The sequence below is a fragment of the Salifodinibacter halophilus genome (assembly GCA_012999515.1).
GTDB classification, from domain to species: Bacteria; Pseudomonadota; Gammaproteobacteria; order Nevskiales; family Salinisphaeraceae; genus Salifodinibacter; species Salifodinibacter halophilus.
Window position 1 is genome coordinate 1 of sequence record JABEEB010000749.1, and the last position, 235, is coordinate 235.

General features: G+C 64.7%; 1 protein-coding gene. It reads right to left on the reverse strand.

Features of this window, described 5'->3' with window-relative positions:
- Positions 1-235, reverse strand: a 235-nt coding sequence (locus tag HKX41_13575) for a hypothetical protein (protein NNC25163.1), incomplete at both ends; no start/stop codon positions are given.

The window sequence follows — 235 nt, forward strand, 5'->3', positions numbered from 1 at the left end:
CATCGGGATGCGGTAGTACAGCCCGCCGGCCGCCGACCAGTACGGCAGGCCGGTGGGATCGCCGCTGGCGTCGATGCCGTCGGAGGTGACGTAGTTCTTGTAGGTCGAGTCGATGAAGCTGGCGTTGAAGTCCAGGCCGAAGTTATCGGTGGCCTGCCAGCGCATGTCGAAGTCCAGGCCGTAGGCTTCCAGGTCCGAGGTGTCGATGACGAAGCGCGGGATGTCGGTGCTGCTG